Below are 26,979 nucleotides of genomic sequence, written 5' to 3' on the forward strand. Positions count from 1 at the left end.
GGGCCAAATGGCCCCTTTGATATGTCTTAGAACCGCTGATCCGGGTCTTTTGACGCTTTGTGTTTACGCAAGCGGCTTGGGGTGTGGAATTTCTTGTCCTTGAACGGGTTTTTGTCACCCTGCCCACGCAGCATGATGCGGATTGGCGTTCCCGGCATATCAAAATGGTCGCGCAAGCCGTTGACCAGATAGCGTTTATAGCTTTCTTGCATCAAATCGGGATGCGAACACATGACCACAAAGCCCGGCGGGCGGGTTTTCACTTGGGTCATATAGCGTAGCTTGATGCGGCGCCCACCGGGGGCCGGTGGCGGGTGCGCTTCGGTCATCGCCCCCAGCCAGGTGTTCAAACGGTTGGTCGGGATGCGGCGGTTCCACACGTCATGCGCTCGGATAATTGCGTCATGCAAACGGTCAAGGCCACGGCCGGTTTTGGCGGAAACGGTGACAAGTGGTGCGCCGCGCAGCTGCGGCAACAGGCGCTCGAAACTCTCGCGCAGTTCGGCCAGTTTTTCCTGCTTTTCGCCTTCGAGGTCCCATTTGTTCACCGCCACGACAACGGCACGACCTTCGGTTTCGGCATAGTCGGCGATGCGCAAATCTTGCTGTTCAAACGGAATTTCCACGTCGAGGAGGACCACAATCACCTCGGCAAAGCGCACGGCGCGCAAGCCGTCCGATACCGACATCTTTTCCAGCTTGTCACTGATGCGGGCTTTCTTGCGCATACCTGCGGTGTCGAAAATCCGCGTAGGGGTGCCAAACCATTCGGTTTTCACCGAAATCGCATCGCGGGTGATGCCTGCCTCGGGGCCGGTCAGCAAACGGTCCTCGCCGATGATCTTGTTGATGAGGGTGGATTTGCCCGCGTTCGGGCGACCGATCACCGCGATTTGCAGCGGCTTGCCCGTGGTGGGCTTGTGCCACTCGGGGTCGGCCTCTAGGTCGGCTTCGTCCTCGGGGATGTCTACGTCGACAATTGGGGCGTCTGCCTCGGCGCGTTCACGGAATTCATCGCCGATGGGGCGCAGCAGGCGGTAAAGATCGTCAATGCCTTCGCCATGTTCGGCCGAAATACGCAAGGGTTCGCCAAGGCCCAGCGACCATGCGTCGATCGCGCCTGCGTCGCCGGCTTTGCCTTCGGATTTGTTCACGCCGACAATCACCCGCGCGCCTTTTTTGCGCAGAATATCGGCGAACACCTCATCCGTGCCGGTGACGCCAACGCGGCCATCGAGCAAAAACAGGCAGACATCGGCCATATCAACCGCGCGTTCGGTCAAACGCCGCATACGGCCTTGAAGGCTGTCATCGGTGACATCCTCCAGACCCGCCGTATCAATGACGGTAAAGCGCAGATCAAAGATCTTGCCATCGCCTTCGCGCAGGTCGCGGGTAACACCGGGCTGGTCATCGACCAAAGCCAGTTTGCGCCCCACAAGGCGGTTGAACAACGTCGATTTGCCCACATTGGGGCGGCCTACTATGGCGAGGGTAAAGCTCATCTTGGCCCCTCCGGGGGCTGAAGTCAGATCATCAAAGGCTGGCCATACACGGGTTAGACGTCAACGGAAAGCGTGAAGTTGCCCGTTGCGCGAAACCACATACATTACACCCCCAGCCAAAGCGGGAGATGAGGCTGCACCGCCCGGTAGGGCGACCGAGCCCACCAGCGCCCCATCGGTCGGGTTGAAAAGGCGGATCACGCCATCTCCCGAAGCGACGGCAAGGCGACCGCCCGCAAGGACAGGGCCGTAATGGGCGGTGATTTCGGCGCGCTTGCGCTCCTTGACGGGAACAAAATAGGGCATGTCGACGGACCAGATCGCCTCGCCCGTGCTGGCATCAAGGCGGACCAGCTTTGCCTCGTCCGAGACAAGAAAGACCGAGCCACCAACCGGCAGAACCGCGCTGTAGGCCGCCTCACGTCCCGACCAAAGAACCGACCCCGTGGCCGTTTCCAAAGCGCTGACACGACCTGATTGGTTGCCAACATAGGTGACGGCACCGTCAACCACCGGATCACCCGCGATATCGGTAACGCCTGTATAGCCTCGGCCCAAACGCTTGCCTGCAATGCTGGCTGACCAAACCGGCGAACCGTCCGCCTTGAGTGCTGCGACAACATCACCGCTGCCAAAGGGGAACAAAACCGTGGTGGCTGTGATAGCGGGGGCCGACGAGCCGACGATGCCGGTTGGTGATGGGGTGCCCGATGTTTGCCATTCAACCTTGCCATCCTTGGCATTGATCGCCCAAGCCGCAGCATCGCGCCCGACGACATAGACTATGCCACCATCAACCGTTGGCGTGCCCGCTGCGGGCGAGCCAAGTTTTTGGCGCCAGACGACTGTACCGCTGGCAGGATTCATCGCGACGACTTCGCCGTGGCCGGTGGCGGCAAACAACAGGCCAGCGCCATAGGCAAGACCACCACCCGAAACCGCAGGCCCGTTGGCCGCGACAGCTGCGGCACTGGCGGACCAAAGTTTCACGCCTGCCGCAGATACGGCCGTGACGCCCGAGGCGGAATCCATTGTGAACACCCGACCATCGGCAACAATAGGGGCTGCGGTGATACGGTTTTTGCGGCTGTTGCCGCTGCCAATCGCCACCGACCAGACCCGCGCGGGGGCGCCAGACAGGCTGGCATTGGGCATTAGGTGTTGGGCGTTATCTGCACGGTGGGTCCAATCGGCATTGGCGCGCGCGGCGGGAATGCTGATCGGAACCGACTGGTTCACGACCTGACCAAAGCTGTCGGTGGGCGCGGGCTGGCCCTCTTCGCCGATGCTGGCATCCAAGGGCGCGCGGGCGTTAAACCGTTCGCCCTGCAAGATCAGTTCCTTTTCGCAGCCCGCGAGCAAGGCAAATCCGGCCAGAAGGCACAGGGATTTGACACCGTAAGATTTGGCCGTTTTGGCCCGCGTGTTAGAAAAAGAGGTCATCTGTTGTCTGCCCTTTGTCCAGCGCCGGTTTCGCCGCATGTTCCAAACGTATGTTCTATATGGCGCGCCCCCAAAGCAAGCCCAGATTGTCGGGAGGCCTGCCTATCCTTAACCTTTTTCGGTTTCGCCGCCCAAAGCCTCGATCATTTGGGTTGCGCGCTGGCGCAAACCTGCGGGGGCCTCTTGGTCGGTCGAGAGCGCGCGCAGCTGGGTGATGGCTGCCGCGGTATCGCCAGCTTCGACCGAAAGGAAGGCCATCTGTTCCAGTGCCAAGGTGCGGAAGGCGCGGCCCGGAATGGCCAAGGGGTCAAGGGCTGCACGCCGTGCCGAGATGTCCATATCGGGGCCAGCCACGATGACACGGCGCAGCGCCGCCAAATCGCGGTAAATCTGTGGAACGCTTGCATCGGCGGCTACCGCGTCAAGCGCTTTCAGTGTCCCCATCTTGTCGGCCGCCGGGTCCGAGGCCAGCAACAGTTTTTGAATTGCCAAACGGTCTGAATTACCATCGGCAGCTGCAGCGGCCCCTTCCAAAGCGGTACGCCGCGCCTCGGAGCTATCGGCATCAAGCGCTGTCAGAATGCTGTCACCAAAGGCTTTTGCCTCGGTTGCGTCGGTCGCCTTTTGCCATTCGGTATAGGCAGCCCCCCCGACTATGCCAAAAACCAGCAAGATAGCGATCCAGCCGTATTTGCGAAACGTCGCAAACAAGCGGTCACGGCGAACCTCTTCGGTAACCTCTTCGATGAAGCTTTCTGAGTTGCTCACGCCTGCCTCCAATTATTTAACCCTGTCTTACACGCAAGGCCAAGGGCTTGCCAAGCCCTGCCCCGCCTTTACACGGTCCTTCGCCTCGGTCTTCCTATGAATGTTCATGCATAAAGCCAAAGGAACAGGGGCGTGGCGACCCAATTGCACAAAAGGGTGGTTGCCTTGCAGTGCCCAGCCAAAAAGTTTAATCTGCGCGAAAGAGTTATGCGTATAAACCTTATAACACCAATGCACCCTTGCGGCCTTTGTGGCGCAAAACCGGTAGCCCAACACAAAAGGCCAAACAATGCGCATTTTCCCGATTATCACAGCCGCAATTGTCTGTGCTGCGTTGTTTTTACTGGTCTTTCAGCGTGAAAAACTGATGGCGTTTGCGGCTGGCGATGTGGCCGATGTGGCGGCGGTGCCAACCGTTGCAACAGGCGATGCAACGGATGACACAGGCGAGCGTAAGGTATCGGTTTTGGCACAGCGCAGCACAGCCCAGCAAATTGACAGCGCGATTTTGGCACGCGGGCGCACTGAAGCGGCCCGTCAGGTGGATGTCAAATCCGAAACCTCTGGGCTTGTGGTGTCTGAACCCTTGCGGCGCGGCGCCTACGTGACCCAAGGGCAGGCCTTGTGCGTGCTGGATGAGGGCACCCGCCAAGCGCAGTTGAAAGAAGCAGAATCGCGGCTGATTGAGGCGAAAGGCCGCCTGCCCGAGGCGGAATCACGCTTGGTCGAGGCGCGGGCGCGACTGGTTGAGGCCGAGATCAATGGCACAGCGGCCATGAAACTTAACGAAGGCGGCTTTGCGTCGGAAACCCGCGTGGCGGGGGCCACTGCGGCGGTGGAAAGCGCGCGCGCGGGGGTGAATTCCGCAAGTTCGGGTGTATCGGCAGCAGCGGCAGGGATATGGTCTGCCGAAGCGGCTTTGGAACAAGCTACACGCGACATAGAGCGGCTGACATTGACCGCACCGTTCGACGGGTTGTTGGAAACGGACACAGCCGAATTGGGCGCATTGCTACAACCCGGTGCGTCTTGCGCCACGGTGATCCAGTTAGACCCGATCAAACTGGTGGGATTTTTGGCCGAATCCGATGTAGATAAAGTGAGCGTGGGCGCGATGGCGCAGGCGCGGCTGGCATCGGGGGGCGAGACGGTTGGGCGCGTGACGTTCCTGTCGCGGTCTGCCGATCCGTTGACCCGCACCTTTCGGGTCGAAGTGACCGTTGGCAATGAAGGTTTGAACATTCGGGACGGTCAAACCGCTGAATTGATGATTGGCACCGCGGGAAAACCCGCACATTTGCTGCCTGCCTCGGCGCTGACGCTGGATGACAATGGTCGCTTGGGCATTCGAGTGGTCAATGCCGAAATGCGCGCTGAATTTATGCCGGTGACCTTGCAGCGCGACACGGTGGACGGGGTCTGGCTGGAAGGCTTGCCCGAAACGGTGGATGTGATCGTGGTGGGCCAAGAATTTGTGATCGACGGTGTCGCCGTGACCCCGACCTATAAGGATGTGGGCCAATGATCGGTATCATCGACTGGGCCGCCAACCGCGCCCGCATGGTTGTGGCCTTTGTGGTCCTATCGCTGCTGGTCGGCAGCTTTGCCTATTATTCCCTGCCCAAAGAGGGCGAACCGGATATTGAAATTCCGGCGCTGTTTGTCTCTGTCCCCTTCCCCGGTATTTCGGCGGCTGACAGTGAAACCTTGCTGGTCAAGGTGATGGAAACCGAACTGTCCGGCCTTGATGGTTTGAAAAAGATGTCGGGCACAGCATCGGAAAACTATGGCGGCGTGGCGCTGGAGTTTGAATTTGGCTGGGACAAGACCAAGATCATCGCCGATGTGCGCGACAAGATGAACACCGCCGAAGGCAAGTTTCCGGCGGGGGCTGACAAATATTCGATCAACGAAATCAACTTTTCCGAATTTCCGATCATCATCGTAGCCCTGTCGGGGCAGGTGCCCGAACGCACCTTGCTGCGCGCGGCCAAGTCGATGCAGGATCGGATTGAGGGCATGGATGCCGTGCTAAAGGCGGAACTTGCGGGCCACCGTGACGAGATGCTGGAGGTGGTGATCGACCCGTTGCGCCTTGAGGCCTATAACGTCACCGCGGCCGAGCTGATTTCGGTGGTGCGCAACAACAACCAGCTGATCGCGGCGGGTGAGGTGGAAACGGCGAACGGCGCCTATGCGGTGAAAATCCCGTCGTCGTTCAAGACGCCCGCGCAGGTTTACGCGCTGCCGGTCAAGGTGAACGGCGACCGCGTGGTGACGCTGGGCGAATTGGCCGATATTCGCCTGACATTCGAGGACCGTTTGGGGACGGCGCGGTTTAACGGCGAAACCACGGTGGCTGTGCAGGTCGTGAAACGCAAAGGCTTCAACCTGATCGACACCACTGCCGAGGTGCGCCGTCAGGTCGAGTTGGAGCGCGCCAGCTGGCCGCCGGAACTGCGTGAGGCGGTGCAAGTGCAAGCGTCGCTGGACCAGTCGAGCCAAGTGGAAAGCATGGTCAGCCAGCTGGAAGGGTCGGTTTTGACCGCGATTGCGCTGGTGATGATTGTGGTTCTGGCGTCCCTTGGCACACGGTCGGCGCTGCTGGTTGGATTTGCTATTCCGACCTCATTCTTGCTGTGTTTTGTATTGCTGGCGGTGATGGGGATTACAGTGTCCAACATTGTGATGTTCGGGCTGATTTTGGCCGTTGGCATGTTGGTCGATGGCGCGATTGTGGTGGTGGAATACGCCGACACGCGCATTTCCGAAGGGTCCGGCCCGATGGCCGCCTATACCGAAGCCGCCAAGCGGATGTTCTGGCCTGTGGTGTCATCCACCGCGACCACGCTTTGTGCGTTTTTGCCGATGCTGTTTTGGCCAGGTGTGCCAGGGCAGTTTATGGGGATGTTGCCTGTCACGCTGATCTTTGTTCTGTCGGCCAGCCTTATCGTGGCGCTGGTGTATTTGCCGGTTTTGGGCGGCGTTTCGGGCCGGATCAGCCGCAAGTTTGATGGGGCCGCCAAGCTGCTAAAGCCCCTGCCATGGTGGCTGCGCGCCGCGTTGGTTGTGCCGTCGATGTACATGATCTTTCTGGGCGCGATGCAGGTGTTGAACCCGTCCTATTTGTTGGGCGCGGCTGCCCCTTCGGGGATTATGGCGGTTGTGCCGGGGGCTTTGCTGTTTTTGCTGGGCGCTGCGCTGACCTCTATCACCATGACCGCCGCCCATATTGAACGCAAACCACGGGCGATCAAAGGGGCCTATCGGCGCACGCCCTTTGGCTATTTCACCAAGGCGATCGCGGGCAATCCGGTGATGCCTGTGGTGTCGATTGTGGCCGTGTTGGCGGTGGTCGGTTTTACCTTCAGCTATTTTGGGACCCATTCCAAAGGGGTAGAGTTCTTTGTGGAATCGGAAACCGAACAGGCGATTGTCTATGTGCGCGCGCGGGGCAACCTGTCGCTAGCCGAAAAGGACGTGCTGCTGCGGCAGGCCGAGGAGATTATTCTGGCGACGGACGGGGTAGAAAGCGCTTTTGCCTTTGCCGGTGCGGGGGGCCTCAATTCCAACAACGGTGGTGCGCTGGCCCCGTTGGACACGATTGGGCAAGTGCAGGTCGAAATGATCCCTTGGGCCGACCGCGCCGATATCCCCGAACTGGACGGCGATCTGGTGATGGAACGGATCATGGCGAAATTGGCTGAACTGCCAGGCATTCAGACCGAATCCCTTAGTCAAAGCCGTGGGCCTGCATCGGGCAAGCCGATCCATTTGCGCCTGAAAGGCGATGATTTCGGCGCGCTGGCCGATGCTGTGGCCATTGCCCGTGCCAAGATTGAAACCATGCCCTCGGTCTTTGGCATCGAGGACACGCGCCCCCTGCCAGGAATTGATTGGCAGATCGACGTGGACGTGGAAAAGGCAGGGCGTTTTGGCGCCGATGTGGCGACTGTGGGCGGCATGGTGCAGCTGGTTACGCGCGGGGTTTTGCTGGACACGATGCGCGTTGACAGCTCGGACGAAGAAATCGAGATCCGCGTGCGGCTGCCCGAGGCGGACCGCGTTTTGTCGACGCTGGACACGCTCAAGGTGCGGACCCGCGACGGTTTGGTGCCCTTGTCCAACTTTATCACCCGCACCCCTGTGCAAAAGCTGGGGCGGATCGACCGCGTAGACCAAACGCGGTATTATGACATCAAGGCCGACGTGACACCTGGGTTTGTCCAGCTAAAGGAACAGATGCCCGATGGCAGCTTGGCGGTGATCGGCACTGCAAAGGTGCGCGACGCAAACTCTACCACACCGCAGGATTTGCAGGGCGGCGACTACGGCTATGCCGTGGTAGATATGGTTAAACCGTTGGATGGCATTGACCGGAGCAAAATTGTTTTCGAACCGATCAACGCGAACGAACGAATTGCGGTGCTGACGGAATGGCTGACCGACACCCAGCCCCTGCCCGCAGGTGTGGAATGGGAATGGACCGGCGACCAAGAGGATCAGGCCGAAAGCGGCGCGTTCCTGTCCAAGGCCTTTGCGGGCGCGTTGGGGTTGATGTTCATCATTCTGCTGGCGCAGTTCAACAGCTTTTACAACGCGTTTCTGGTGCTGATCGCGGTGGTGTTATCCACTACAGGCGTGCTGATCGGAATGTTGGTAATGGACCAGACCTTCAGCATCATCATGACCGGCACAGGGATTGTGGCGCTGGCGGGGATTGTGGTGAACAACAACATTGTGCTGATCGACACCTATCAAGAGTTCAGCCGCTACATGCCACGCATCGAGGCGATTATCCGCACCGCCGAACAGCGTATCCGCCCCGTGCTGCTGACCACGATCACCACGATGGCAGGGCTTGCGCCGATGATGTTTGGCCTTAGCCTTGATTTCATCGGCGGTGGCTACAGCATCGACAGTCCGACAGCACTTTGGTGGAAACAGCTGGCCACGGCCGTAGTGTTCGGCCTTGGGATTGCGACTGTGTTGACCCTGATCTTTACCCCTGCCCTGTTGGCGCTGCGGGTATGGTTCGGGGTTGGGGCCTATCGTAGCTTTGCCGTTCTGTCTGCCTTGTCCAGCGGGGCGGGCAGTGCAGCGGCGCGTGACATTGCGGTGAACCGCGCCGCAAGCAAGCTCGTATCGCCCGTCATAATCTGGGAAGATGCGGACGAGGCAGGGGCTGCACCCAACAGGGTGCAAGACAATAAACACGGCGAGACGCCGATACAAGGGGTGCCAAACCCGCCACTGCGGGCCGCGGAATAACGACAGGCGGGGGGGCGGCACGGTCGCCCTCCCGTTTATCCGGCCCCGCTCTACGGCCATAGACATGCCCCATGCCTGCCGCATTTTAATCTTTATTGATATGTACTGAGAAACAATCGTCACTGTTCCTCAGAAGGCCGAGCCCCAATGGATCCTGTCATTGCACCCTTTGTTCTGCTGTTTCTGACCACCTTGGGTCTTGATCTTGGGCTTTTCACCAATGACGACTCGGACGCGGATGCAGCACCTGTTGACGAAACACCCGTGGAGGAAACGCCCGATGAGGACGTAGCCGTACCGGGAGAGTTTGATGCCTCGCTGTATTCAAATGTGGTGACTGGCACCGAAGGCGATGACACGCTGAACGCTGGTGATGAAGAGGTGCTGGCGTGGTTTTTGAACGGTGGCAATGACAGCTTGGACGGCAGCGATGGCAACGACTATGTCGAGGGCGGTGCGGGCAACGATACCATGACCCTGCGCGATGGCCGCGACCTTGCGTATGGCGGGGATGGCGATGATTCAATTGATAGCGGCATCGGGTTTGACACGGTGTATGGCGGCGCGGGCGATGACACGCTGACCGGCAACGGCGGCAATGATATTTTGTACGGCGAAGAGGATGATGACGTGCTGAGCGGCGGATCGGGGACCGATTTGCTGTTTGGTGGCGCGGGCGATGACGTGCTGTATGGTTTGGCACCAGGTCTTTCAACGGCCGAAGGATCGACCGTGGTTGACGGTATCGACACGCTGGTTGGCGGCGATGGCAATGACCGTTTGTTCCTTGGCCCCGGTGATGTTGGTGTCGGCGGCGCGGGCGATGATGAATTTGTGATCGACCATAGCCGCACCGACCTGACCGAGGTGGCACAAGTGAACGACTATGCCGCCGGTGATAGTGTTGAAATCACCTATCAACCCGTGCGTGACGCTTTGGGTGCAGAGATTTTGCCGGTGATCAGTCTGATGCAAAACGCCGACAACACAGGCACGCTGGTTCTGTTCAACGACATGACAATTGCCAATGTGATCGGTGGTCAAAACTTGACGGTGAACCAAATCACCCTGACACCCATTGGCCGCTAAAGCGTTTGGGGGTGCGGACGAAAACTTGGACTGTTTTCACGGCATTAGGCCGAGGCTTTTACGTATTCGATTGGGCTTCGACCACCAAGGGACATCTTGATGCGTGTTTCGTTATACCAGCGCATGTAGGCGTCAACCTCGTCAATAAACTGGGCTGCGGTGAGGGCCCGCCAATCACGAGGATAGAAGAACTCGGTCGTCAGGCGCCCGAAGACGCCTTCAGATGCGGCATTGTCTTGCGAGCTCGCCTTTCGTGACATCGAACGGACGAGCTTTGCTGCGTCGATACGTTCCAGCCAGCCAGGCCAGCGATAGTGGCCTCCGCGATCGCTGTGGATTATGGGTAGCACTTCGCTGTAAGCGATAGTCTCAACCGCTGCATCAAGCATGGTGTTTGCTAGGTCGGTGTCCGGTTTAATCCCGATGGCCCAACTGATGACGAGGCCTTTGAGACAATCGATGATAGGAGAAAGATACACCTTTCCAGCGCGGATGTGGAACTCGATGATGTCTGTCAGCCATTTCTCATTGGGCGCGGAAGCCTGGAAGTCACGGTTGATGATGTTCCCCGGCGCGGGGCTAATCTTTCCCAAGTATGAGCTGTAACGCCGCCGCTTGGGCTTTGGGACGATCAAAGCGCACCATTTCATCAGGCGCCGCACCACTTTCTCGGAGATCGAGATGGAGTGCCGCGTCATAGAGGCTCTGAGGCGACGGTAGCCCAAGCCGCGATGGTTGCGCTCACAAGGCCTCCTTCATGGCGTGGCGCACGGGAAGATACTTATCTTCCAGTGTGATACGAGCCGGTGGTAGAAGTAAGAACTCCGCGCGAGACCCAGCCGGGCCAACAGCGCCGGTGCTTTATACCGATTTTTTAGGGCGACGATCAGCATGGTCTTTTCCCGATTGCCCCGTGACACTTAACACTGGCCCTGCAGATCGCCGCCAAGATCCTTTTTTATCAGTTCACGCGCTGTCTTGAGCAAATCATGCTCAATCTGGAGTTCGCGGATGCAGCACAGCAGGGCTTCACGTTGACATTCCAATTCTTCGGCCTCTGGAACCAAGGATGCACTTTTCTGGCGTTTCATCGTGGCAGGAGCCTCCGGACCAAAGATCTGGGCCAAGGAACTGGGCCAAGGAGTTGATTTTTCCAAGCATACAGCGTTGGCCTGCTAACTCCGACCTTTTCTGCCAAAGCCTGCGCATTTTCTTGATGACTATAAAGTCCAACCACAGCAGCTTTCCTCACGCGTCAGAGTGATTTCCTCCTCCATATGCCTCGGTGGAAACCGTCCCGGCCTCGGGAAAGGCCTCGCGCACCCAAGCAGTCAGCGTGGCCCGGCCTGGATAGCCTAAGGCCCGCAGCGTCCATGAAATGCAGCGCCCTTGGCTGGCATAATGCTCTACCGCCACCCGCCTTTGTGCCGCCGAGAATTTGGGCGGGCGCGGCACTGAACGGACCTGCAAATCCTGCCGACGCTCATAGTCTCGATGCCAGCCCTTCATGGCATTCTTCAATGGATACCCCAACTCACGGATGGTGGCCCGCACGCGCTTGCCGCGCTTGATATAAAGCTCAACCGCGCGCATTCGCTCTTCGTAGCGATACGTGAACTTCTCCAAGATGGTCCACGTTTTCGTCCGCACCCCCTTTCGACTTAAACCTTGCCCACATAACGCTGCCTGAAATCAAAGATTGGGGCGCGTTATGTGATGTATGCTGGGTCAAGTTAAAGTCGAAACGCTATAGGGATTTGACATAGTGACATCAAAAGCGCGGCCCCATGCAAAGGGCCGCGTTTTTTTGCGTTAGATGGCCTGTGCAGCGCCGCCTGCTGCGGCCTCTTCTTCCTCGGACGATTGGCGCGCCCACATCGCAGCATAGCGGCCGCTATTGGCCAAAAGCTGATCATGGGTGCCTTGTTCCACAATATTGCCTGCCTCAAGCACGATAATCTGATCGGCATCGGCGATGGTCGACAAACGGTGCGCGATAGTGATCACGGAACGTCCTTCGCCCATAGCAAGCAGGCTGTCTTGGATATCGCGTTCGGTTTGGGTATCCAGCGCAGAAGTCGCCTCGTCCAGCAACAAAATCGGCGGGTTTTTCAGCAAGGTGCGGGCGATACCCACACGCTGCTTTTCCCCGCCCGACAGTTTCAAACCGCGTTCGCCCACAGTGGTTTCATAGCCATCGGGAAGTGACAGGATGAATTCATGGATTTTGGCAGCACGCGCGGCGGCAATCACCTCGGCCTCGGTTGCCTCGGGGCGGCCATACGCGATGTTATAGCGCACGGTGTCGTTGAACAGAACGGTGTCTTGCGGCACCACGCCGATTTGGGCGTGCAGGCTGTCTTGGGTAATGTCGCGCAGGTCTTGGCCATCAATACGCACAGCCCCGCCCACGACATCGTAAAACCGGAACAACAAGCGCCCCACGGTCGATTTGCCCGAACCGGACGGGCCGACAAGGGCGATGCGCTGGCCGGGGGCCACGGTGAACGACACCCCTTTCAGGATAGGGCGTTCACGGTCATAGGCGAACACCACATTGTCAAACACCACTTCACCGCCCTTGATCTGCAAATCAGGCGCGTCGGGCTTGTCTTTCACCTCGGTCGGTTGGCCAAGCAGGCCGAACATTTCGCCCATATCGACCAAGGCCTGCCGGATTTCGCGGTACACCGTGCCCAGAAAGTTCAGCGGCATGGTGATCTGGATCATATAGGCGTTGACCATAACAAAATCGCCCACGGTCAGAATGCCTTGCTGCACGCCCATCGCCGCCATGACCATAACGATCACAAGGCCCGAGGTAATGATCAGCGATTGGCCAAAGTTCAAAAACGACAGGCTTTGCCCCGTTTTGACGGCCATCACCTCATATTGCTGCATCGCGCCGTCATAGCGGTTTGCCTCACGCAGTTCAGCGCCGAAATATTTTACGGTTTCAAAGTTCAAAAGACTGTCGATCGCCTTTTGGTTGGCATCGGTGTCTTGGTCGTTCATCTGGCGGCGGATTTTCACGCGCCATTCGGTCACCTTAAAGGTGAACATGACATAAAGCGTGATCGTGACCACGACGACGACCATGTATTGCCAGCCAAACAGCACCGCAAACAACACGGCCACCATCGACAGTTCCAAAATCAACGGCCCGATGGAAAACAGCATAAAGCGGAGCAAAAAGTCCACGCCTTTGACACCACGTTCAATGATCCGGCTAAGCCCGCCCGTTTTGCGCGTGATGTGATAGCGCATCGACAAGCGGTGAATATGGGTGAAGGTTTCTAGTGCCAGTTTGCGCAAGGCGCGTTGACCGACCCGCACAAACACCGCGTCGCGCAATTCGCCAAAGGCCACCGCACTGAGCCGCGCCACGCCGTAAGCGATGGTCAGGCCAACCGCGCCAAACATCAGCAACGCACTCGCGCTTGGGGCCTCGCCTGCCAAGGAATCCACCGCCGCCTTATAGAAAAACGGCGTCGAGACCGATATGATCTTGGACATCACCAAAAGGCACAGGGCAATCACCACACGGCGGCGTACCCAAGGCGCATCGCTTGGCCACAGATAAGGGATAACCCGGCGGATGGTCTGCATTGCCGGTGCTTCGGTATTGCTGGCGTCGGCACTGGTGACGGTACTTGTGGTCCTGCGCATTCGGTCCCTCATATATCTGGGACCTTACCTAATCCGCTACGCAGGCAATGGCCAGAGGGCAAGGGGCGATTAGCGCGACGCGGCAGCAGATGGGTCAGGCAAGGTGAAAACCTGTCCGGGATAGATGAGGTCAGGGTCGCGAATGCGGTCTTTGTTCGCCTCATAGACCTGCACATATTGCACCCCATCGCCGAATTGGTTCTGCGCAATGGCCCAAAGGGTAAAGCCGGGTTGAACCGTGACCGAAACGGGAGCGGGCGGCACTGGTGCAGGGTCAGGGGCCTCCGCAAGGTTAGGCGCGGCCGCGGATGGGGGCGTAAGGCTTGTGACAGTGTCAGATTGTGCCGGGGTGATAGGGGCCGGTTCGGCGGCGACGGGCGCCGAGTTTGCAGGGGCGGTTGTCGCGGCGACGGGTGCCGGAGGTGGGGCGGACAACGCGGCCAAGGACTGACGGGTTTCGCGTTGGAACGGGGTTTCAAACCGCGCCGTGACTTTGCCGTCTGCACCAATCTGATCCGCGCGCAACGTATAGATGCCCGCCGCGACATCAGGCAAAACGCCGCCCCATCCACCATCTTGCCCTACGGCAAAATCGGTCAGGAATGCATCATTCAAATACAGCCGCACCAAAGCCCCGGCAACCGCTCGACCGCCCAATTGCACCGCACCAGATGCAGTGTAAGATATCGCATCGATGCTGACTGTCGGGCGCGTTGCAGGATCGGCGTCCGTTGCGTCTTGCAGAACCTTCACCCCTTCTGGCCCAACCAGAATGGCTAGGGGGGCAGCCGTTTCAACGGCAGTATCAGAGGCCAGTGCTGTGCCCGCAGCAATGGCATTTGTGCCGATAGTCGCCGCTGCAACGGATGCGGTTTCTGGGCCGGTTTCGGGCGCTTTTCCGGAGGCCGCCGCGGCCAAGACATCCGGAACGAGATCGGCAACAGCCGGCGGCACGATATCATCTGGCGACAGAATGACCTGTTCTTCGGATGCCACCTCTTGCCCGTCCGGCAAACGCATCCGCAAGGTCAACAAGCGTGGCTGGAGACTGGGGGCCAAATCGAACAAGGCCACAAAGCCGCCCGCCCCATCCGCCACCACGGTTGAAACAATGGCCGCATCCACAAGAACGGACACCCCGCTGCCCGATGCAGCTTGCCCCGCGATCAACGCAGATCCGTCTTTTTCAATACGAACAAGGTCAAAGCGGGGAGCCATCGGAGGCACAGCTTCTTTGGTATCGACAGCGTCGGGCCCAAGGTTTGCAACCTGCGCGTCCCCTTGTGGCACCACCCTTGGCGCAGGGTCCGTTGCAGGGGCGGGAGCGGTTTTAGACATTGGCGCGGCTGTATCAGGCCCGAATTCCTGTTCAGGCAAAAAATACAGCACAGCAATCGCCAAGCCCAAAGCAACCGCACCGCCACCAAATATGGCAGGAGCCTTGCCGCCAGCGCCCTTGAAACCAGCCATCCCCGTATCCTTGCCCTTTGCCTGCACACTTCCCCTTTCACAAGAACCCCGATATCACCGCGTAAAGCAACCTTTATTGCGGAATTCCCTATGTCATCCACCAAGTCTATTTGTGTTTTCTGCGGCGCACGGTCGGGCTTGCGCCCCGAATACACGACCGCAGCAACCGAAACCGGCCAATTGATCGCCGATGAAGGCTGGCGGCTGGTCTACGGTGCCGGTGACATCGGGCTGATGGGCGACGTGGCGCGCGCGGCCAAAACGGCGGGCGGCGACACATTGGGTGTGATGCCGATGCATCTGGTAAACCGCGAAATTGCCAAACGGGATTTGGGCCAGTTGATCCTGACCGAAACTATGCACGAACGTAAAAAGGTGATGTTCATGAACTGCGATGCCATCGTCGTACTGCCCGGTGGTGGCGGATCGCTGGACGAGTTTTTCGAGGTTCTGACATGGCGGCAATTGGGCCTGCATGCCAAGCCGATTTTTCTGCTGGATGTGGCGGGCTATTGGCAGCCATTGTTGGCCTTGCTGGACCATGTAATCGCCCAAGGGTTTGCCGACGAAACGATGCGCAGTTATGTCGAGGTGGTGACCGATGCACCTGCCTTGCGGGTGGCGTTGCGCAAGGATTTTTCACGCCACAACGCCTCGAGCGAATAAACCGCCAAGGCGGCCCATATCAACGGAAAGGCGATCTTGTGCCAGACGGTGAAGGGTTCCGCAAACACCAAGACGGCGCAGAAAAATTGGAGCGTGGGGTTGAGGTATTGGATCAAACCGATGCTGGTCATCGCCACGCGGCGGGTGGCATAGGAAAACAAAATCAACGGTGTAGCGGTCATAATGCCGGAAAACACCAACAACGCCGATATCGCAAGGTCGCGCCCGAACTGCCCGTCCTGCCCCATAGAAACTGGCGTTTTGCCTGCATGGGCCAGCCACAGCCAGATCAGGGCCAAGGGCAGAACCATCATCACCTCGGCCGCGACAGACACCACGGGGCCAGCTTGCACAAAGCGTTTGGCGGCCCCGTACAGCGCCAAGGTGATGGCGAGGATAAGCGCGATCCAAGGTGTCACGCCAAGGCCCACGGCAAGTGTGACCACGGCCCCCAGCGCCAACAGGATCGACAGAATTTGACCCACGCGCAGCCGTTCGCCAAAGCCCAGCACCCCGATCGCGACCGCCGCCAAAGGAAAGATATAAAAGCCCAAACTCGCTTCGACCGTATGGCCATTTTGGACGGAAAAGATAAAGAAGAACCAGTTGAGCGACATCATCAATGCCGCCAGCGCCGTGATCAGCCCTGTCCGGCCCCAGAGCAGCGGGCGGACCCAAGACAGGCGGCCTTGAACCATCAACAGCACCACGAAAAATACCACCGACCAAAGGGTGCGGTGGCTCAGAACCTCAAGCGCGGGGACGTGCGAGAGGAGTTTGTAATAAAGCGGCGACAGCCCCCAAACCACACAGGCGCAGATCATTGCGACAACGCCTTTTTGGGTCTCGGTCATTCTGTGGCCTTTGCGGTTACGGAAAGACCTGCCAAGGGGCTCCTCGGCAGGTCTTTTTGTGCGGTCTGGACAGGAGTTAGAGGCGCGAGGCCACGTTTTCCCAATTCACCAGCTTATCCAGGAAATTGGTCAGATAGGCAGGGCGCTTGTTGCGGAAATCGATGTAATAGGAATGTTCCCACACATCGCAGCCCAGCAAGGCGGTTTGGCCAAAACACAACGGGTTCACGCCGTTTTCGGTTTTCGTGACCTTCAGACTGCCGTCTTTGTCCTTGACCAGCCATGCCCAACCCGAGCCGAACTGACCCGCGCCAGCGGCTGCGAAATCATCCTTGAACTTTTGGACCGAACCGAAGGATTCGGTGATCGCCTTTTCCAACGCGCCCGGCATAGCCTTGCCGCCCGGCCCCATCATTTCCCAAAACTGGGCGTGGTTCCAATGCTGGCTGGCATTATTGAAAATACCATTTTGTGCAACAGAACCAGCGGCATAGGTGCCGGTGATAATCTCTTCGACCGACTTGCCTTCCCACTCGGTGCCGGCAATCAGCTTGTTGCCGTTGTCGACATAGGCCTTGTGGTGGATGTCGTGGTGATACTCGAACGTCTCGGCAGACATGCCGTGGGCTGCCAAGGCGTCATGTGCATACGGAAGATCTGGAAGGGTAAAAGCCATGGGGTAACTCCTGCTTTTGGTTTCATTGGGGGCCAATAAGGAACGATGCTGGCCCAACGTCAAGGGGCGAAGGGCCACCGCGCCCCAAGCCTTACGAAAGAGATAGTGCGCCTGCCGCCCCTTGCAAACCAGATACGCGCCAGTTTGGTTCCGTCACGCGCCTGTCAATTCGGACCCATTGGTGGCCGACAGGGACAACACCCCCATCACATAGCCCGCAACCGACCGAAAGCTGACCAGCGTGTAGCCGTTGCCTTCGGCCCAAAAGGCGGCGGCGACTTGGGCGGCACGGGTGCGGCGGAGCTCGTTCGGCTCCATCGTGGTCAAATCGACGGGGCAGAGTTTGGCCAAGACCTGCCCTGCCTTGTCGCCTTCTATCCGGAATACCGCACGAGCATCTGAGACGTCTGCGACCAGAAAGTGTATTTTGGCCAATGCGTTGCGCAAGGTTTCTAAAGTATCCGTGACCTGCGCATAAGGAAGAATAATCAACAATTCATCCGGTGACATCCAGCCCGCAGACCACCCATCCTTTTGCACAATGCGGCGGGGCGCTGGAACCGACAGGCCCAGCTTTTTCAACGCAGCGGCCAAGGGTTTTTCGGCCAGATCACAGCGCAGGGTGATCATACCCAGTGGCCCGATTTCACGAATTTTTGCAAAACCGTCAAAGGTTTGCCCGTTCAGGGCGCTTACCGGATCATGCATTTTGCTTGTCTCCTGCTTTGTCAAAGAACACCGGATCGACAATGCGCGCCTGCACGGTGCTGCCGTCGATCTTGTTCATTTCCACCACTTCGCCCATCCGTTTGGGACCGTGTTTGACCAAGCCCATTGCGATCCCGCGCTTTAAGGTCGGGCTGTAATAGGTTGATGTTACACGACCTTCGGTGTTGCGTTGGCCGTTTTCATTGCTGCCTGCCGCCACCGCATAAGACCCGTCCGGAATGACCGACCCGTCCAGTGTTTCAAGACCCACAAGCTGCCAACGGTCGGGATCGGACAGGTAATTACGGTCCATCCCGCGTTTGCCAAGGAAGTCGGCTTTCTTTTTCGACACGGCCCAAGCGAGGCCAAGATCGAGGGGCGTCACGGTGCCGTCGGTTTCATCGCCGATCATGATAAAGCCCTTTTCGGCGCGCAACACGTGCAGGCATTCGGTGCCGTAAGGCATCGCGCCAAACGCGGCACCTTCCGCATGCAGCAATTCCCAGAACGAGGCGCCCATGCTGGCGGGCACGGCGATTTCATAGGACAATTCGCCCGAAAAGCTGATCCGATAGGCGCGAACGGGGAAGCCGCCAAGCGTGCCATCGGCGAATTGCATGAACGGAAGCGCCTCTTTCGAGACATCCATGCCGCCAATTTTTTCAAGTAATTTCCGTGCGTTAGGGCCAACCACGGCGATTTGCGCATATTGCTCGGTCACGTTGGCAGTATAGACTTTCCAATCCCACCATTCGCATTGCAGCCAGTCTTCCATCCAGCCGTGGATACGGTCCGCGCCGCCCGATGTGGTGTGGCATAGCCATGTATCTTCATCAATCCGCGCGACGACGCCGTCATCCGACAGGAACCCTTGTTCGTTGCACATCAAACCGTAACGGCATTTGCCGACGGCCAGATTGGACATCATATTGGTGTACAACATGTCAAGGAAGCGGCCCGCATCGGGGCCTTTGACGATGATTTTGCCGAGGGTCGAGGCATCAAGCAAACCGAGGTTTTCGCGGGTGTTGTTCACCTCGCGCACCACAGATTCCGCATGGGTTTCCGCGCCGCGGGTGTAGCAGTAAGGGCGGCGCCAATGGCCCACGGGTTCCCAGTAAGCCCCTGATTTATCATGCCATTCATGCAGTGGGGTGCGGCGAAGAGGTTGGAACACATCGCCCCGCGCCTCGCCCGCCAAGGCCCCGATGGTGACGGGGGTATAGGGGGGGCGGAAGGTGGTGGTGCCGACTTGGGGAATATCCATATTCAACGCCTGAGAAAGCACCGCAAGGCCGTTGATATTGCTGAGTTTTCCCTGATCGGTCGCCATGCCCAGCGTGGTGTAGCGCTTGGTATGTTCGACGGATTCGTAGCCTTCACGGGCGGCGAGTTGGACATCGGACACTTTGACATCGTTCTGATAATCGAGCCACATTTTGGAGCGCAACGCGATCGGCGCGCCTTGTGGCATGACCCAGATCGGGGCGATATTGCCTGTCTGTTTTGCGTCTGTTTCCTGTATGCCATCCGTATGTACAGCTGTACGCACAATTTCGGCGGGATCATAGATACCAGCGGCAGCCCCGACGCAGGTAACCATCGCCGCACCATCATGATTAAGGGGTGGACGGGCAGGATCGGGGATAAAGGCTGAAAGGGTATCGGACCATGTCAGCTTGCCGCCGCAATGCGACCACAGGTGCACGACCGGAGACCAGCCGCCCGACATGGCGACGGCTTCGCAGGCGATGTCTTCCATCACGGCACCTTCACCGGCTTGCAGGCAAACCTGCACACCAGTCACACGCTTGCCACCTTTGACCTTTGCGATACCGCGACCAGCCTCGACCCGAATGCCCATCGCGCGGGCGCGGGCTGGCAGATCGCCTGTCACATCGGCGCGGGCATCAAGGATGACGGGGACGGACAACCCAGCCTCGACCAGCGCGATTGCTGTGAGATAGGCATCGTCGTTATTGGTCACAACGACAGTGCGGTCGCCTGGCGAGACGGCAAAGTTTACGACATAATCGCGAACGGATGCGGCGAGCATGACGCCCGGAATATCATTGCCGGCAAAGGACAGCGGGCGCTCAATCGCCCCTGTCGCGGTGATGATATGGCCCGCGCGGATCCGCCAAAGGCGTTGTTTCGGGCGGCCATCCATGGGGGTGTGATCGGCCACACGTTCGTTCGCCAAGACATAGCCGTGATCGTAGACGCCTGCCCCCATGCAGCGGGTGCGCAGGGTGACGTTTTTCATGGTTTTCAGGGCATCAACGGCGGATTTGACCCAGTCTTCGGCGGCCTCATCTTCGACCGTGTCGCCATCGACCACCGCGCGGCCACCCCAATGGGCGGTTTGTTCAAGAAGCATCACGCGCTTGCCTGCTTGGCCAGCGGTCAAGGCTGCTTGCAGACCCGCGATGCCGCCACCAATAATCAAAAGATCGCAGAAAGCGTAGACATGTTCGTAGCGGTCGGCATCGCCTTCTTTGGGTGCGGGGCCAAGGCCTGCGGATTGGCGGATGATGGGTTCAAACAGGTGTTTCCACGCCGCGCGCGGGTGGATGAAGGTTTTGTAATAAAAACCGCCCGGCAGGAAGCGCGCGAGGCTGTTGTTGACCACGCCCACGTCAAATTCCAAGCTGGGCCAGTGGTTCTGGCTGCTGGATTCAAGACCTGCGAACAGTTCGGTCGTGGTGGCGCGCTGGTTCGGTTCCACGCGGTCGCCGCGACCCAGATTGACCAAGGCATTCGGTTCCTCGGGGCCAGCCGCGATGATGCCGCGCGGGCGGTGGTATTTGAACGAGCGACCCACAAGCATTTGGTCATTGGCCAGAAGGGCCGAGGCAAGCGTGTCGCCTGCATGGCCAATCATACGCTTGCCGTTAAAGGTAAATTCCGCGCGGGTGGAGCGGTCGATCAGGCGGCCGCCCGTGGCGAGACGTGTGCTCATTTGTAGCCCTCCCAATCTGGTCGTTTCTGTTTGATTTTGGCCTGTAGGTCGGCAGGGGGTTCGGTGCTTTGGGCTGGATAGGTGCCGAACACTTCGAGCGTGTTGGTGTCACGTGCCGCCAAGAACCATTTGCCGCAGCCGTAAGCATGGCGCCAGCGTTCGAAATGCACGCCTTTGGGGTTTTTGCGGGCGAACATGTAGGATTCGAATTCTTCAGGCGTCGAGTCGGGCCCGTAGCGTTTCAGATGTGCCTCGTATCCGGGGCTGAGTTCGGTTTCATCGGCTTGCACGCCGCAATAGGGGCATTGAAGGGTCAGCATATTGAGGCCTCGCGATTGCGGAAAGGCCGGGGGGCTGACTGCCCCCCGGACCCCCCGTGGATATTTGTGCCGAAAAGAAAGCAGAGGGCGGGGGATTGAAGGGATACGGGCATCAATGCGCCACCCCTGCCGCGACGGATTCGTCGATGAAGCGGCCTTCCTTGAAGCGGTCCATCGAGAAGGCGGCGGCCAAGGGGCCGGGTTCGCCGCGTGCCATCAGTTCGGCCATAGCCCAGCCGGAACCCGGGATGGCCTTGAAGCCGCCGGTGCCCCATCCGCAGTTGATGAACGTGTTGCCGAGCGGGGTTTTGGAGATGAGGGGCGAGCGGTCGCCGGTCATGTCCACGATGCCACCCCATTGGCGCAGCATTTTGAGGCGCGAGATCATGGGGAAAGTTTCGACCAATGCGCGCAGCGTTTCCTCGATATGGTGGAAGGAGCCGCGTTGGGTGTAGTTGTTAAAGCCGTCAGTGCCGCCGCCGATGACCATTTCGCCCTTGTCCGATTGCGACATATAGCCGTGGACGGTGTTGGCCATGACGACCACATCCATGCAGGGTTTGATGGGTTCGGACACCAGCGCTTGCAGCGCCACGGCCTCGACCGGCAGGCGAAACCCTGCCATATCAGCGACTTGTCCGGAATGGCCTGCGACGACGATGCCGAGTTTTTTGGTGCCGATATAGCCTTTGGTGGTGTCGACGCCGATGACTTTGCCGCCCTCAGAACGCACGCCTTTGACCTCGCATTGCTGGATGATGTCCATGCCCATGTCGGAGCAGGCGCGGGCATAGCCCCAAGCCACAGCGTCATGGCGCGCAGTGCCGCCGCGCGGTTGCCAAAGGCCGCCGAGCACGGGGTAGCGCGGGCCGTCGATGTTGATGATCGGCACCAGTTCTTTGACCTTTGCCGCGTCGATATATTTGGTTTCCACGCCTTGCAGGGCGTTGGCGTGCGCGGTACGCAGATAGCCACGCACCTCGTGATGCGTTTGGGCCAGCATGATGACCCCACGAGGCGAAAACATGACGTTGTAGTTCAGGTCCTGGGACATGGTTTCATACAAGGACCGCGCCTTTTCATAGATCGCGGCGGAGGGATCTTGGAGGTAGTTCGAGCGGATGATCGTGGTGTTGCGGCCTGTGTTGCCGCCGCCAAGCCAGCCCTTTTCGATCACCGCGACATTGGTGATGCCGTAATTTTTGCCCAGATAATAAGCGGTTGCAAGACCGTGGCCGCCCGCCCCGATGATGATCGCATCATAGGAGGCTTTGGGGGTGGGCGAGGCCCATGCCCGTTCCCAGCCGGTATGATGGCGAAGCGCCTCACGGGCGATGGCGAAAACTGAATAGCGTCTCATGCGCGGCACTCCATTTCGGCGGTCTTACAGGCGGGCATTGGGCCGGGTTGTTACCTGCCTTTTGATACGGGTCCCAGATATATCCGCACCCACCAGCGGCACAATGGTGATAATTGCGACATTGCGCAGGTTGAGGCTGGATATAGGGCGGGTTCAGGGTGCGGCCAGACGTCTCAAACCAATTCCGCATTAAGGCTTTTGCCCATGCGCAAGAGGTATTACATGGGGAGAGGAGTATAACAAAAGGCAGGTTTCACGCGATGGACATCATATTTTGGACAGCAGCAGGGATTATCACGCTGGCAGTTGCCGTGATCTTGCTGCGTGCCATTCGCCAAAACGTTGACAGCACGCTGGCCCCAGAGGCGTTTGACCAAAGGGTTTATCGCGACCAATTGGCTGAGATCGAGCGGGATCAGGCCCGTGGTATAATTGCCGAGGACGAGATCAAGCGGCTGCGGTCGGAAGTGGCGCGGCGGTTGCTGGCGACGGACCGGGTGGAGGCCGTGGCCGAGGTCAGCAAAAGCGGGCCGCGTTCGGTTTGGGTGTTGGGCACGGTGGCCTTGGTGCTTGCGGCGGGTTTTGGGGGCTATGCCTGGCTGGGGCAACCGGGGTATGGCGATTTGCCGTTGAAGGCGCGGATTATCATTGCCGAAGAGCGGCGCGCCGAGCGGCGCGATCAAGCGGTGCTTGAGGCCGCGTTGCCGGCCCGCCCTGCATTGGAAGCGGTGGATCCGGCCTTTGTGGAACTGGTAGAGAAGCTGCGCGCGGCGGTGGCCAACCGCCCCGATGATTTGCAAGGCCAGATGTTGCTCGCGCGCAACGAGGCGAATTTGGGCAACCTGACGGCGGCCTACCGTGCGCAGGAACGGGTGTTGGCGATTAAAGGGGCCGAGGCCACGGATGCCGACCTGTTGACCCAAGCGACCTTGATGGTGCAAGCGGCCGATGGGCAGGTTTCGCCCGAGGCCGAGGCGTTGTTTCAATCTGTGTTGGCGCGCAGCCCCGATAATGACACCGCGCTGTTTTTCACCGGCATCGTGAACATGCAGGTCGGGCGTTACGACCTTGCCTTTGCGTATTGGAAAAGGTTGCAGGACACGGCCCCAGCCGACAGCCCGTGGCGCGCCGAAGTGGCCGCGCGGATGGTGGCCTTGGCAGAGGTCGCTGGGGTGAAATATCAGCCGCCTGCCGCGTCTATGGCCCCTGCCCTGCCCGGCCCGGATGCCGACGCCGTGGCCGCTGCACAGGATATGAGCCCTGAAGAGCGCCAAGCGATGATCCGTGGCATGGTCGAAGGATTGAACGACCGTTTGGCAACCGAAGGCGGCAGCGCCGAGGAATGGGCGCGGTTGATTACCGCGCTGGCCAATCTGGGTGAAAAGGACCGCGCCGCCGCGATTTACGCCGAGGCGCAAAAGACATTTGCGGGTCGCACGGTAGAGCTGAGCGGGCTGAGGCAGGCGGCGGTTGAGGCCGGAGTGGGCCAGTGAACCAGCCAGTGAGCCAACCTGCGAACCAACCTGCCAGCCAATATGAGCTGATGGAGGATTTCGTCTCTGTGTTGCCCGCGATGGGGTCGCTTGCGGGCCTTGATTTTGGCGATAAGACTATTGGCGTGGCCATTTCCGACCGGTTGCGCGGGGTGGCCACGCCAACGCTGACCATTCGGCGGGTCAAGTTTACGCTGGATGCCGAGGCGCTGATCAAGGTTTTGGCCGAGCGTGAGGTGGTGGGTCTGGTTTTGGGCCTACCGCGCAATATGGATGGGTCAGAGGGGCCGCGCGTGCAGGCCACACGGGCTTTTGCGCGCAATCTGGCACGGCTGACGCCTTTGCCTTTGGTCTATTGGGATGAGCGCCTGTCCACGGTGGCCGCCGAGCGCGCGATGCTTGAGGCGGATATGTCGCGCAAACGTCGCAAAGAGCTGATCGACCATGTGGCGGCGGGCTATATCTTGCAAGGGGCGCTGGACAGGTTGGCGCATATCAAGCGGAGCGCAAGCCTTGGATGATATCTGGAAACGCGACGAGGTGGAGAGCCCCTGCGTCAAGCTGTGCGTGATCCACCCCGAGGCGCGGCTGTGTGTGGGCTGTTACCGGTCGATTGACGAGATCACGCAGTGGTCGAGGATGACGCCCGAGGTGCGCCGCGAGGTGATGGCCGAGCTGCCCGCGCGGGCCAAGGGTTTGACCAAACGGCGTGGCGGGCGCAGCGGGCGCGGGCTGTAACCTTTAACCAAAGATCACTTTGCGCAGCATGTTCAGCGCGACCAGAGTGATAAAAATCGCAAAGATGCGTTTGAGCGGGGCCGGGTCCATCGTATGGGCCAGTTTCACGCCGATGGGTGCGGTGAGCAGGGTCATGGCGATGGTCAGGCCAAAGGCCGGAAGGTTCACAGCGCCAATCGTATAGGGTGGCGGGTTGGCGATATCGACCAGCAAGAACCCGATCACCGAGGGCACCGCGATGATGATGCCAAAGCCTGCCGCTGTCGCCACGGCGCGGTGGATCGGCATGTTATAAAGGCTCATGGTTGGAACGCCGAACGAGCCGCCGCCAATGCCCATCAACACCGAGAAAAACCCGACCGCCGCCCCGATGCCGCCACGTTTTGGCCCTGTAGGCATGGATTGGCCCAGCCGCCAATGCGATTTGCCAAAGGCCATGTAAAGCCCCGCGCAAAGGGCCAGCACGCCAAAGATGATTTGCAAGGTTGGCGTGCGCAGCGATGATGCAACAAGCATACCGACAACCGCGCCGGACCCGATATAAGGCCACCAGCCGCGCAGCACGTCCCAATCGACAGCGCCTTTTTTGTTATGCGCCATGACCGACCGGGCCGAGGTGACGATGATCGTGGCCAGCGAGGTGGCAAGGCAGACCTGCATCAATTCCGGCCCGCCGTAACCCAGATGGGAAAAGGCGTAAAAGAACGCAGGCACAAGGACAATCCCGCCACCAACCCCCAACAATCCGGCAATCACACCGGCAAAAGCACCAATGGCCATTAAAAGTGCAATCATCGGAAGCAGGGTTGCGATATCGGGCATGGTGTGCAGCCTTATGGGGTGGGTTTGTTGTGCATAGCGCGGCTTGCAGGCCTGCGCCAGAGGGTCGGGGCTATTGCGCTGCGGCGGCCATGTCCAATTCGGCCAGCGCCGCGTTATAGACATCAAGGCCCGCGCCGTCGCGGCTTGCCCCTTCGGACAGCACCCGCCGCCAGGCCCGTGCGCCGGGGCGGCCGTGAAACAGGCCCAACATATGGCGGGTGATCTGGTGCAAGCGGCCACCTGCGGCCAGATGATCGGCAATATAGGGGCGCATCTTGGCGGCGACATCCATGGCGGTTTGGGTGGGGGCATCTTGCGCAGCCGCAGGCCAGAGCGCATCTGCGCCAAGCAAAACCGAGACCGGGTCATGGTACGCCGCACGCCCGATCATCACCCCGTCAAGCCCCTGCCCCAACAGATCCTGCGCCAGATCAAGCGAGGCGATGCCGCCGTTGATGCAAATGGTGAGGTCGGGGAATTGTTGCTTCATTCGCAGGACTAACCCGTAATCCAGCGGCGGAATTTCGCGGTTTTCCTTGGGCGACAGGCCTTTGAGCCATGCTTTGCGGGCGTGGATGATAAAATGCTGAACGCCCGCGCCCGCCACGGTTTCCAAGAACCGCGGCAAGACGGTTTCGGGGTCGTCGTCATCCACCCCGATCCGGCATTTCACTGTTACGGGAACACGGGCTTCCGCCTGCATTGCGGCCACACAATCTGCCACCAGTGACGGGCGCTCCATCAGCACCGCGCCAAAACAGCCTGATTGGACACGGTCCGAGGGGCAACCAACATTGAGGTTGATTTCGTCATATCCGAAGGGTTGGGCAAGGCGCGTGGCCTGCGCCAATTCGCGCGGATCGGACCCGCCAAGCTGCAAGGCGATGGGATGTTCGGCGGTCGAATAGGCCAAAAGGCGGTCGCGCGGGCCGTGGATTATGGCAGGCGCTGTGACCATTTCCGTATAAAGCATCGCATGGCGCGTCATCAGCCGGTGAAAATAGCGGCAATGGCGATCCGTCCAATCCATCATCGGCGCAACGCTGAGGCGATGCGCGTCGCGAAACCCTTTTTGTATTGATAAATCAGTCATATATGGAAGATCTCACTAGGTCGTATTTGGTGTCATTTTGGCATATTTGGGCCTATACATCCCCATAGGTAG

The 26,979-nt window shown here is 59.3% G+C and carries 20 protein-coding genes and 1 pseudogene; 7 read left to right on the forward strand and 14 right to left on the reverse strand.

Going from position 1 to position 26,979, the window contains the following annotated elements; all coding sequences use genetic code 11:
* Nucleotides 1-26: 26 nt before the first annotated feature.
* From der to G560_RS0111800, 3 genes are all read right to left on the reverse strand, one after another.
* Nucleotides 27-1,505, reverse strand: a complete 1,479-nt coding sequence (gene der / locus G560_RS0111790; RefSeq protein ID WP_022704516.1) for a ribosome biogenesis GTPase Der — start codon at nucleotides 1,503-1,505, stop codon at nucleotides 27-29.
* Nucleotides 1,506-1,565: 60 nt separating this feature from the next.
* The gene (locus G560_RS0111795; RefSeq protein WP_022704517.1) at nucleotides 1,566-2,948 is read right to left on the reverse strand and encodes an outer membrane protein assembly factor BamB family protein; all 1,383 of its coding nucleotides are present in this window, start codon (nucleotides 2,946-2,948) and stop codon (nucleotides 1,566-1,568) included.
* A gap of 108 nt (nucleotides 2,949-3,056) precedes the next feature.
* Nucleotides 3,057-3,716 (reverse strand): hypothetical protein, encoded by a 660-nt coding sequence (locus G560_RS0111800; protein WP_028914028.1) that lies wholly within the window; start codon nucleotides 3,714-3,716, stop codon nucleotides 3,057-3,059.
* 289 nt (nucleotides 3,717-4,005) lie between these two features.
* Between G560_RS0111800 and G560_RS0111810 the strand changes: the two genes are divergently transcribed.
* The 3 genes from G560_RS0111810 to G560_RS20345 all read left to right on the forward strand — a co-directional run bounded on the left by G560_RS0111810 (nucleotide 4,006) and on the right by G560_RS20345 (nucleotide 10,076).
* Nucleotides 4,006-5,241 (forward strand): efflux RND transporter periplasmic adaptor subunit, encoded by a 1,236-nt coding sequence (locus G560_RS0111810; protein ID WP_022704520.1) that lies wholly within the window; start codon nucleotides 4,006-4,008, stop codon nucleotides 5,239-5,241.
* Entirely contained in the window at nucleotides 5,238-8,987 is a 3,750-nt protein-coding gene (locus tag G560_RS19140) for an efflux RND transporter permease subunit (RefSeq protein WP_022704521.1), read from the forward strand. The genes G560_RS0111810 and G560_RS19140 overlap by 4 nt, the downstream gene beginning before the upstream one ends.
* A 147-nt stretch (nucleotides 8,988-9,134) precedes the next feature.
* On the forward strand, nucleotides 9,135-10,076 hold the full coding sequence (locus G560_RS20345; RefSeq protein ID WP_022704522.1) for a calcium-binding protein: 942 nt from the start codon (nucleotides 9,135-9,137) through the stop codon (nucleotides 10,074-10,076).
* Nucleotides 10,077-10,120: 44 nt separating this feature from the next.
* On the opposite strand, the pseudogene G560_RS20665 reads toward G560_RS20345, so the two are convergent.
* From G560_RS20665 to G560_RS19165, 3 genes and pseudogenes are all read right to left on the reverse strand, one after another.
* Nucleotides 10,121-11,669 (reverse strand): annotated as a pseudogene (locus G560_RS20665) (IS3 family transposase).
* Nucleotides 11,670-11,888: 219 nt separating this feature from the next.
* Nucleotides 11,889-13,685, reverse strand: a complete 1,797-nt coding sequence (locus G560_RS0111840) for an ABCB family ABC transporter ATP-binding protein/permease (RefSeq protein WP_022704523.1) — start codon at nucleotides 13,683-13,685, stop codon at nucleotides 11,889-11,891.
* A 129-nt stretch (nucleotides 13,686-13,814) separates the two neighbouring features.
* Nucleotides 13,815-15,215 carry a LysM peptidoglycan-binding domain-containing protein gene (locus G560_RS19165; RefSeq protein ID WP_022704524.1) on the reverse strand — a complete coding sequence of 467 codons (1,401 nt, stop codon included), beginning with the start codon at nucleotides 15,213-15,215 and terminating at the stop codon, nucleotides 13,815-13,817.
* Between the two features lie 90 nt (nucleotides 15,216-15,305).
* Between G560_RS19165 and G560_RS0111850 the strand changes: the two genes are divergently transcribed.
* A complete protein-coding gene (locus tag G560_RS0111850) occupies nucleotides 15,306-15,881 on the forward strand; it encodes an LOG family protein (RefSeq protein ID WP_022704525.1) in 576 nt (191 codons plus the stop codon).
* Here G560_RS0111850 and rarD read toward each other — a convergent pair.
* The 6 genes from rarD to G560_RS0111880 form a co-directional block, all read right to left on the reverse strand.
* The gene (gene rarD / locus G560_RS0111855; protein ID WP_022704526.1) at nucleotides 15,797-16,735 is read right to left on the reverse strand and encodes an EamA family transporter RarD; all 939 of its coding nucleotides are present in this window, start codon (nucleotides 16,733-16,735) and stop codon (nucleotides 15,797-15,799) included. The genes G560_RS0111850 and rarD overlap by 85 nt on opposite strands.
* Nucleotides 16,736-16,811: 76 nt before the next feature.
* Complete coding sequence (locus G560_RS0111860) at nucleotides 16,812-17,411, reverse strand: superoxide dismutase (protein ID WP_022704527.1); 600 nt, start codon at nucleotides 17,409-17,411, stop codon at nucleotides 16,812-16,814.
* A 153-nt stretch (nucleotides 17,412-17,564) separates the two neighbouring features.
* Nucleotides 17,565-18,119 carry a sarcosine oxidase subunit gamma gene (locus G560_RS0111865; protein WP_022704528.1) on the reverse strand — a complete coding sequence of 185 codons (555 nt, stop codon included), beginning with the start codon at nucleotides 18,117-18,119 and terminating at the stop codon, nucleotides 17,565-17,567.
* Nucleotides 18,112-21,081 carry a sarcosine oxidase subunit alpha family protein gene (locus tag G560_RS0111870; RefSeq protein WP_022704529.1) on the reverse strand — a complete coding sequence of 990 codons (2,970 nt, stop codon included), beginning with the start codon at nucleotides 21,079-21,081 and terminating at the stop codon, nucleotides 18,112-18,114. The genes G560_RS0111865 and G560_RS0111870 overlap by 8 nt, the downstream gene beginning before the upstream one ends.
* The gene (locus G560_RS0111875; RefSeq protein WP_022704530.1) at nucleotides 21,078-21,401 is read right to left on the reverse strand and encodes a sarcosine oxidase subunit delta; all 324 of its coding nucleotides are present in this window, start codon (nucleotides 21,399-21,401) and stop codon (nucleotides 21,078-21,080) included. The genes G560_RS0111870 and G560_RS0111875 overlap by 4 nt, the downstream gene beginning before the upstream one ends.
* 112 nt (nucleotides 21,402-21,513) lie before the next feature.
* Entirely contained in the window at nucleotides 21,514-22,761 is a 1,248-nt protein-coding gene (locus tag G560_RS0111880) for a sarcosine oxidase subunit beta family protein (RefSeq protein ID WP_022704531.1), read from the reverse strand.
* A gap of 260 nt (nucleotides 22,762-23,021) precedes the next feature.
* Here G560_RS0111880 and ccmI point away from each other — a divergent pair, with 260 nt between their 5' ends.
* The 3 genes from ccmI to G560_RS0111895 are packed head-to-tail and all read left to right on the forward strand — an operon-like array spanning nucleotide 23,022 to nucleotide 24,992.
* On the forward strand, nucleotides 23,022-24,254 hold the full coding sequence (gene ccmI / locus G560_RS0111885; RefSeq protein ID WP_022704532.1) for a c-type cytochrome biogenesis protein CcmI: 1,233 nt from the start codon (nucleotides 23,022-23,024) through the stop codon (nucleotides 24,252-24,254).
* Between the two features lie 50 nt (nucleotides 24,255-24,304).
* Complete coding sequence (ruvX, locus tag G560_RS0111890) at nucleotides 24,305-24,775, forward strand: Holliday junction resolvase RuvX (RefSeq protein ID WP_033419382.1); 471 nt, start codon at nucleotides 24,305-24,307, stop codon at nucleotides 24,773-24,775.
* Complete coding sequence (locus G560_RS0111895; protein ID WP_022704534.1) at nucleotides 24,768-24,992, forward strand: DUF1289 domain-containing protein; 225 nt, start codon at nucleotides 24,768-24,770, stop codon at nucleotides 24,990-24,992. Before ruvX ends, G560_RS0111895 begins: the two co-directional genes overlap by 8 nt.
* A 3-nt stretch (nucleotides 24,993-24,995) precedes the next feature.
* Here G560_RS0111895 and G560_RS0111900 read toward each other — a convergent pair whose 3' ends face one another.
* The gene (locus G560_RS0111900; RefSeq protein WP_022704535.1) at nucleotides 24,996-25,814 is read right to left on the reverse strand and encodes a sulfite exporter TauE/SafE family protein; all 819 of its coding nucleotides are present in this window, start codon (nucleotides 25,812-25,814) and stop codon (nucleotides 24,996-24,998) included.
* Between the two features lie 70 nt (nucleotides 25,815-25,884).
* Nucleotides 25,885-26,907, reverse strand: coding sequence for a tRNA dihydrouridine(20/20a) synthase DusA (gene dusA / locus G560_RS0111905; protein ID WP_022704536.1), 1,023 nt, complete (start codon nucleotides 26,905-26,907; stop codon nucleotides 25,885-25,887).
* Nucleotides 26,908-26,979 lie beyond the last annotated feature (72 nt).

The organism is Pseudorhodobacter ferrugineus DSM 5888 (assembly GCF_000420745.1).
Classification (GTDB): Bacteria; Pseudomonadota; Alphaproteobacteria; order Rhodobacterales; family Rhodobacteraceae; genus Pseudorhodobacter; species Pseudorhodobacter ferrugineus.